Genomic DNA, 6,936 nt, shown 5'->3' on the forward strand with positions numbered 1-6,936 from the left:
GGAAAAGAGGAGATGGTCGGGATCGGGGCATGAAGATGCCCGGCGGTCCGCGATAGGGGGAGGGGCGGACGGCCGGGCCGATGGGTCGATCTGGTGCGCCGCATGAGGGGAGGGGACGGCGGCGCAAGATCGAGGCAAGCGGGGCCGGGGGAGGGGGATCGCCCCGCTTGCCTCGATCGGTTCCGGGAAGGCTGCAGTTTCCTTCCCGGAACGCGACCGGGGTGCCGCCCGGCATCCGAAGATGCCGGGCGTCGTGCGGTTAGTACATCAGGACCACCGGGTAGCCCAGCTGGTAGATCAGCACGCGGAACATCACGGAGGTGGCCAGCGCTCCGATGGCGGCGACGACCATGAGCGTCTTGGAGGCGCCCACCTTCTTCTTCGCCACGAAGGCGCAGGCCGCAGCCACGATCACGGAGACGATGGAGCCCCAGAACATGGGCGCTCCCGCGCCGGACACCATGACGGTCATCAGGCTGTCGACGTGCGTGGGGGCCGTGGTCATCGACGTCGGGTCGGCGTAGTAGCCGAACTGCGCGATCTTCGCCATGGCGCAGGCGATGACGAACACCACGTCGGCCACGATCTGCACGAGGGCGGCGATGAACGTCAGCTGGATGCCCGTCGCCTCGACGGCCTCGTCCTTCTTCAGGACGGAGATCAGCCAGACGGCCGCGGCGCCCAGGAGGCACGCGTTGCCCAGATAGAACGCCACGAGCGCCAGGCCCCACGCGGGACGGGCCGGCATGAGGTAGGAGTGAGCGGTGGCGACCACCATGAGCACGGCAACCGCGAGGGTCGCCCAGGCCAGCGCCTTGGGAACGGGCTTGCCGCCTCGAAGGACCACGAACCATGCGACGATGACGATGGCCAGCGCCACGCATCCGATGAGCTCCTGGGTGATGCCCGACGTGATGTGCCCGAAGCCGTTGAAGATGCGCTCCCAGTGCTCGAGGTGCAGGAAGGCTCCGATGCCGCCCACCACCAGCGAGACGGCGGACGTGATGAGCGCGGTCATCTGCAGGTTCCTGCCCTGACCCTTAAGCGCCAGGATGGACATGCCGCCCAGCGTGCCGCAGGTCAAGCATACGAACAGCGTGAAGATGACGAGAGGCCACTGCGTTTCCATTACTCATCACCTCCTTCCCAGTGATGGTCGCGTAGGATGTAGGAGTACGACGGCTTGTTGCCCACGTCGGGCAGCTTGTGCACGTCGGCGTCGGTGAACGGCTCCAGGAACTCCACCATCTTGCGGCGCTTGCCCAGCGGGTCCTCGGAACCCTCGAACGACTCGTAGCCGGCCTCGGTGTCGCCGATCCAGCGGGCGTTGCCGCCGCACTGGCTGACGCACTGGGGCAGCTCGCCCTGCGACAGCTTCTGCTCGCACAGCGTGCACTTCTCGACGACCTTCTCCTCCTCGTTGAGGTAGCGGACGCCGTAGGGGCAGGCCATGACGCAGAACTGGCAGCCGATGCACTTCTCCTTGTCGATCTGGATGGAGCCGTCCTCGGCCACGTGCGACGCCTCGGTGGGGCACACCTTCACGCACTCGGGGTTCTCGCAGTGCTGGCAGCTGATGGGCAGGAAGTACATGTACACGTCGGGGTACTGCCCTGATCCGCCCGGGATGGGGTTCGGCCCCACGCGCACCACTTTGTTCCAGTAGCTGCCGATGGGCACGTTGTTGACCGCCTTGCAGGCGACCGAGCACGCCAGGCAGCCCACGCACCGGTTGAGGTCGGTGATGATAGCCTTCGTCATGGTTTACTCCCTCCCTTCGTAGGTAGGCAGCCATTCCTTCAGACGGGGGTCGTCGGAGGTATGGATGATGGGCGTGCCGGTGGAGTCGCACGGCACGGGGTTGTTGAACGGCGAGTTCTCGGGCGTGGCCTTGTAGATCTTCACCTGGTAGGCGCGCAGGTTGGACGTGCCGGAGTGCGGGTCCTGGGCGTAGTGGTCGATCAGCTGGTTCACCTGGGAGAACTGCCAGCCGTGGCCGGCGTCCTTCACCTCGGGGTACCACCACGTGTGCTCGAGGTTGATGACGTCTTCCTTCACGCCGTAGTACAGGTCGGCCACTTCGCGGATCTTGCCCCACTCGGTTTCGATCCACACCCAGTCGCCCTGCTCGATGCCGTACTCGGCGGCCGTCTTCGGGTTGATCTCCACGCGCGGCACGGGCCACAGCTCGCGGCACCAGGGAAGCTGGCGATGCTCGGAGTGGAAGTACACCGGGATGCGACGGCCGGTGGTGGCGGTCAGCGGGTATTCCTTGATGCGGTCGCCATCCTTCGGGCCGTGGGGCGGCTCGGTGTAGGTGGGAAGCCTCCACTCGGGATGGTCGGGATGGTGCGTCTCCATGACGGTGGACCAGATCTCCTGCTTCATCGTCGGGGTGAACCAGCCCGGCTTCCAGTCGCCGATGCCCTTGCCGGCCGTGTAGTCCAGGCGTGCCCACACGCGGTCGCGTGCGCGCATCGCGCCGGTCTGGTAGCGGCGGTACGTGCCCCAGTTACGCGGCTCGATGTCCTTCGCCTGCCACCAGCCATGCTCCTGGAAGGCCTTGACGTACTCGTCCCACGTCTTGTACTTGGGCTTGACCTCGGCCATCGGAACGCCGTGACGTTCGTAGGTGGGGACGCCGTTCTCCACGTGCCACGTGGTGTAGGTCAGCTCGTCATCGGTGAGCAGCTTGATGGAGTCGTCCAGCTGCCAGTCGATATCGGGCCACTCGTTGCCGGGCTCGTTGGTCCACTGCCAATTCATGCGGCGGGCGAGGTCCATGACGATCTCGGGGTCGTACTTGGCCTCCGCGGGCGGCTGCACGCACTTGACCGTGGCGCCCATCGCGCCGGCGGAACCCTGCGACGCGCGCGGCGAGTTGAGCTCGATCCAGTGCGCAACCGGCAGGATGATGTCGGCGGTGTCGTTCTGCGGCGTGTGCCACAGGTTGAGGTCGACGTAGAAGTCCAGCGACAGGAGGGCCTCCCAGGCGCGGGTGGTGTTCGTCTGGCTCATGAAGTTGCCGGACTCGTTCCACAGCGCGCGCACCGGGTAGGGGTCGCCCGTGATGACGGCATCCCACAGCGAGTGACTGTCGCACCAGTACTGCCACCAGCCGATCAGCGGGAACTTGTCGATGCCGATCTGCTTGCGGTTGACTTCCTCCGGCGGGGTGGTGGCGCCGGGGGCCCAGGCGCTGAAGCCCTGGAGGTCGCCGTCGATGGGGACGATGGTCGGGCCGCGGTTGCCGCCCGGGGTGTCCATGTTGCCGGTGATGCCCACGAGGTTGTCGAAGGCGCTGCAGTTCTGGATGGCGCTGCAGAAGTGCTCGACCGCCAGCATGTACTGGATGCCGCCGTTGCCGTAGCCGGTGGACGGGTCGATGCGCGTGCCGTAGGCCGTGGCCGCCGCCTCGATCTCGGAGGCGGGGATGCCGGTGATCTCGGCCGCCACCTCGGGCTTGTACTCGGCGGCGCGGGCCTTGTAGTGCTCCCACACCGGCTTGACCTTCACGGTCTTGCCGTCCTTCAGCGTGATCTCGAACTCGCCTTCCAGCGCGGGGTCGATGGCGGGGTCGAACGGCATGGGATCGGGCAGCCAGCCCTGCGTCTGGCCCGGCAGCAGGTTGTCCTGCGCGGCCTCGCGGCCTTGGCGCGCCTTCTCGGAGTCGTAGTTCTCGCCCTCCCAGAAGCCGCCGGTCTCGTCGATGACGCCTTCCTGGTCGGCGTTGAACCAGGTGAACGCGCCGTACTCGTGCTCGACGCCCTCGGCCTTCAGCTTCTCCCAGTTGTTGTCGTACACGAGGAACTTATAGGGGCTGCCGCCCTCCTTGATGTCGCTTTCCTTGAGCAGCGCGGTTTTCACGTCCCAGTAGGAACCGTCGGTGCGCACGGTGGGGAAGCCGGAGGGCTCCATGTCCTCGCACACGAGGAACGGGGCGTTCGTCCACTTCTTCACGTACAGCTCGTCGTAGAGCTTCTTCTCGATGATGACGTTCGTCCAGGCCAGGGCCAGGGCGCCGTCGGTGCCGGGGCGCAGGTGCTGCCAGTAGTCGGCTTCCTTGCCCATGTTGGCCATGCGGGGGTCGACGCTGATGTGCACGTCGGCGCGCGATGCCACGTCCACCGTGGTGCGGCAGGAGTCGTCGTAGTTGGACAGCTCGGACGCGCCGCCCCACTGCACGTACACTTTCGGGCGCGTGATGGTTTCCATCCACGACATGGCGAACTGCGACACCATGGTGGTGGCGAAGTGGCGCGGGCCCTTGCAGATCTGCCAGGCCTCAACGTTGTTCGGCGTTTCCAGCATGTTCTTCAGGATGGACTCCGAGTGCATGCACCAGATGCGCGACGTGCCCACCTGGCAGGCGATGGCCTCGCCGCCGTGCTTCGCCTTGATGTCCATGAAGTTGTCCACGATGGACTGCATGGCCTCGTCCCACGAGATGCGCTGCCAGCCGGGCTCCTCGCCCTTCGGGTTCGTGCGCTTCATGGGATAGTGCAGACGGTCGGGGTGGTACGCCGCCTGGATGGACGACTGCGACTTCGTGCAGCAGTTGCCCATGGACTGGAACGCTCCCTCGTCGCCCTCGACGCGTATGGCCCGCCCGTTCTGGACGATGACCTTGACGCCGCACTCCATCTTGCCGCAGCCGCGGCAGCACGTTTTCACGGCCACGGTGTCGTTGCCGGACACGCTGCTGTACGTCTCTTCGGCCAGCGCGGTGTGCGTCGAAGCGCCGAACGCCGCGGCTGCCGCACCGGTGATGGCGGCGGTCTTGACGAACGTGCGTCGTGACATGGTCAGGTTACCCATACTCCTCCTCCTTCTTTCTCCTCGTTCTCGTCTTGCTCGTCTTCGTTCGGGCGATCGGGGAGGGGGGCTTCCGGGCGAAGCCTCGGGCTCCGGACCGGTGCAAAGTCCCCGTGTCGCTTGGGTTGACCATACGGATGCGAGGGGATGCAGAGCATCGTTCAAAGGTTGGAAAGCGGGTTCGACCGCATCATAAATTCTTATGATCTTGTGATCATGAAAAAATCGATGACGATTTGAACTGGAAAAACATCAAACGAAGGTCATAAACTATTCTGAAACTAGAATAACTTCCTCAAAGAGGGATGCTCATCTTTTCCGTATAATCGAACCCGTCGACAGAGGGGTCGGCGCGAGCGACGTTCCGTACGGGCTCACAGGGGGTGGGGCATGGAAAAGCTTCGGAGTGCATGGGATACTGCGTTGGGGACGAGCCTTTCCCTCACGCGCATCGCGGGTGCGGCCTTGCAATGGCTTTGGATGCTCATGATGTTCTACAGCATCGTGCCGTACGGCTTCTCGTCGGACGTGCGCGGCTCGCTGTACGTCAGCCTGATCATATCGCTGGTGGCCATGGTGGTGACCATGCTGTTCGTCTCCGTCATCGTGCGGCGCGAGCGGGTGAGCGGCAACCGCTCCATCGTGCTGGGATCGGCCATCATGATGAGCGCGGGCAGCGTGCTCACGCCGTTCTCCGATCCTACCACGCCCGTCGGCATGCTGGTGCTGGGCCTGAGCGCGGTCATGACCGGCACGGGCTCGGCCGTGCTGTTCTTGTGCTGGATCGAGCTCGAGTCGGGGCTGGGAGGCCGCTTGGCGCTTGTGGAGCTTGCCTCGTCGCTGTGCATCGCGTTCGTCGTGGGGTTCTTGCTGATCGTAGGGCCGGCGATACCCGTCATCGTGCTCATCGTTGTCATGCCCGTGCTTTCGGCGGCAGCTCTCAGGCGCAGCGCGCCCGATACGCCGCAGCTGCCGCGCGAGCCCGAGCAGCCTTTGTCGCGCCATACGGCGACCCTGTTCGCGAAGGCGCTTCTGGGCGCGGTGCTCATCGGCATGTTGATGGGGTTCTTCGACGTGGTGTCGGGGTTCAAAACCTACGAGGTGCAGGACATCTTCGGCACGTACCTGTTTCTGGCGGGCTTCATCGGAGCGTTGGCCATCTGCCTGATAGCCGTGTTCCTGCAGCGCGACAGCGTGTTCTTCTCGTACCGCGTCTCCATGCTGATGCTGTGCTTGGGGTGCTTGTCCACGCCGTTTATGGCCGACAACAACACGTATTCGAGCGCGCTTATCTTCGGCGGCTACCACTGCTTCGTGCTGGTGCTGTGCGTGGTGTGCATCGACGTGGCGTCCAGCTTCCGTGTGAGCCCGGCGCGGACGATCGGCCTGGGGTTCGTGGCGCTGTACGGCGGCGAGACTGCAGGCCAGCTGTTCGCCCATTCGCTGGAGGCGACCGGGGTCAGCATGTTCGACCTTACGCTGGTCACGCTGGTGGCCGTGTCGCTGCTGTTCATCGCGCATTTGTTCCTGTTCACGGAGACCGACCTCATCAAAATCGGCATCGGCGAGGTCAGCCTGATGGGCACGGTGCCCGAAGAGGCCGCCGACGACCCGGCCGACCCGGTGGATCCGTGTGCGCTGATCGCGGAGCGCTTCGCCCTGTCGCCGCGCGAGACCGATGTGCTTCCGCTGCTGCTGGAGGGGCGCACCATCTCGCGCATCCAGGAGACGCTGTTCATCTCGGCGGGTACGGTGAGCACGCACATCCGCCACATCTACCAGAAGACGGGCGTGGACAACCGCCAAGAGCTCATCGACCTGGCCCACGAGACGGCCGCGCAGGACGAGGCGGTCTGAGGCGATGGAGACGGCGTATCTGCACGAGTTCGCGAAGGTGGCCGAGTGCGGCAGCTTCACGGCGGCTGCGCGCGAGCTGCATCTGACGCAGTCGACGCTGAGCAAGCACGTGGCCTTGTTGGAGCGCGAATTCGGGGCCGACCTGTTCGTACGCGACCGCAGCGGCGTGAGCCTGACCGAGGCGGGCGGCGTGCTGTACGCGCAGGCGCGGCAGATGGAGAAGCTGCTGCGCGCCACCGAGCTGCTGGTGCGCGCGGCGCGCGA

Annotated in this window: 5 protein-coding genes; 2 read left to right on the forward strand and 3 right to left on the reverse strand. The window is 65.3% G+C overall.

From position 1 onward, the window contains the following. Positions 1 to 259: 259 nt before the first annotated feature. From HMPREF1023_RS09660 to HMPREF1023_RS09670, 3 genes are read right to left on the reverse strand one after another with little or no spacing between them, the layout of a single operon-like run. Positions 260 to 1,129, reverse strand: a complete 870-nt coding sequence (locus HMPREF1023_RS09660; RefSeq protein ID WP_009306098.1) for a DmsC/YnfH family molybdoenzyme membrane anchor subunit — start codon at positions 1,127 to 1,129, stop codon at positions 260 to 262. Continuing rightward, on the reverse strand, positions 1,129 to 1,761 hold the full coding sequence (locus HMPREF1023_RS09665; protein WP_009306099.1) for a 4Fe-4S dicluster domain-containing protein: 633 nt from the start codon (positions 1,759 to 1,761) through the stop codon (positions 1,129 to 1,131). The genes HMPREF1023_RS09660 and HMPREF1023_RS09665 overlap by 1 nt, the downstream gene beginning before the upstream one ends. Before the next feature lie 3 nt (positions 1,762 to 1,764). Then, positions 1,765 to 4,818: a molybdopterin-dependent oxidoreductase gene (locus HMPREF1023_RS09670; protein WP_009306100.1), complete on the reverse strand. Its 3,054-nt coding sequence runs from the start codon at positions 4,816 to 4,818 to the stop codon at positions 1,765 to 1,767. A 387-nt stretch (positions 4,819 to 5,205) separates the two neighbouring features. On the opposite strand from HMPREF1023_RS09670, the gene HMPREF1023_RS09675 reads away from it, so the two are divergent. Then, entirely contained in the window at positions 5,206 to 6,672 is a 1,467-nt protein-coding gene (locus HMPREF1023_RS09675; protein WP_009306101.1) for a response regulator transcription factor, read from the forward strand. A 4-nt stretch (positions 6,673 to 6,676) separates the two neighbouring features. After that, a partial coding sequence (locus HMPREF1023_RS09680) for a LysR family transcriptional regulator (protein ID WP_009306102.1) occupies positions 6,677 to 6,936 on the forward strand: 260 nt, incomplete at its 3' end.

The sequence above is a fragment of the Eggerthella sp. 1_3_56FAA genome, from assembly GCF_000185625.1.
Taxonomy (GTDB): Bacteria; Actinomycetota; Coriobacteriia; order Coriobacteriales; family Eggerthellaceae; genus Eggerthella; species Eggerthella lenta.

Coding starts and splice junctions, on each gene's coding strand:
- HMPREF1023_RS09660 (WP_009306098.1), bottom strand. CDS start 1,129: ATGGAAACGCAGTGGCCTCTCGTCATCTTCACGCTGTTCGTATGCTTG.
- HMPREF1023_RS09665 (WP_009306099.1), bottom strand. CDS start 1,761: ATGACGAAGGCTATCATCACCGACCTCAACCGGTGCGTGGGCTGCCTG.
- HMPREF1023_RS09670 (WP_009306100.1), bottom strand. CDS start 4,818: ATGGGTAACCTGACCATGTCACGACGCACGTTCGTCAAGACCGCCGCC.
- HMPREF1023_RS09675 (WP_009306101.1), top strand. CDS start 5,206: ATGGAAAAGCTTCGGAGTGCATGGGATACTGCGTTGGGGACGAGCCTT.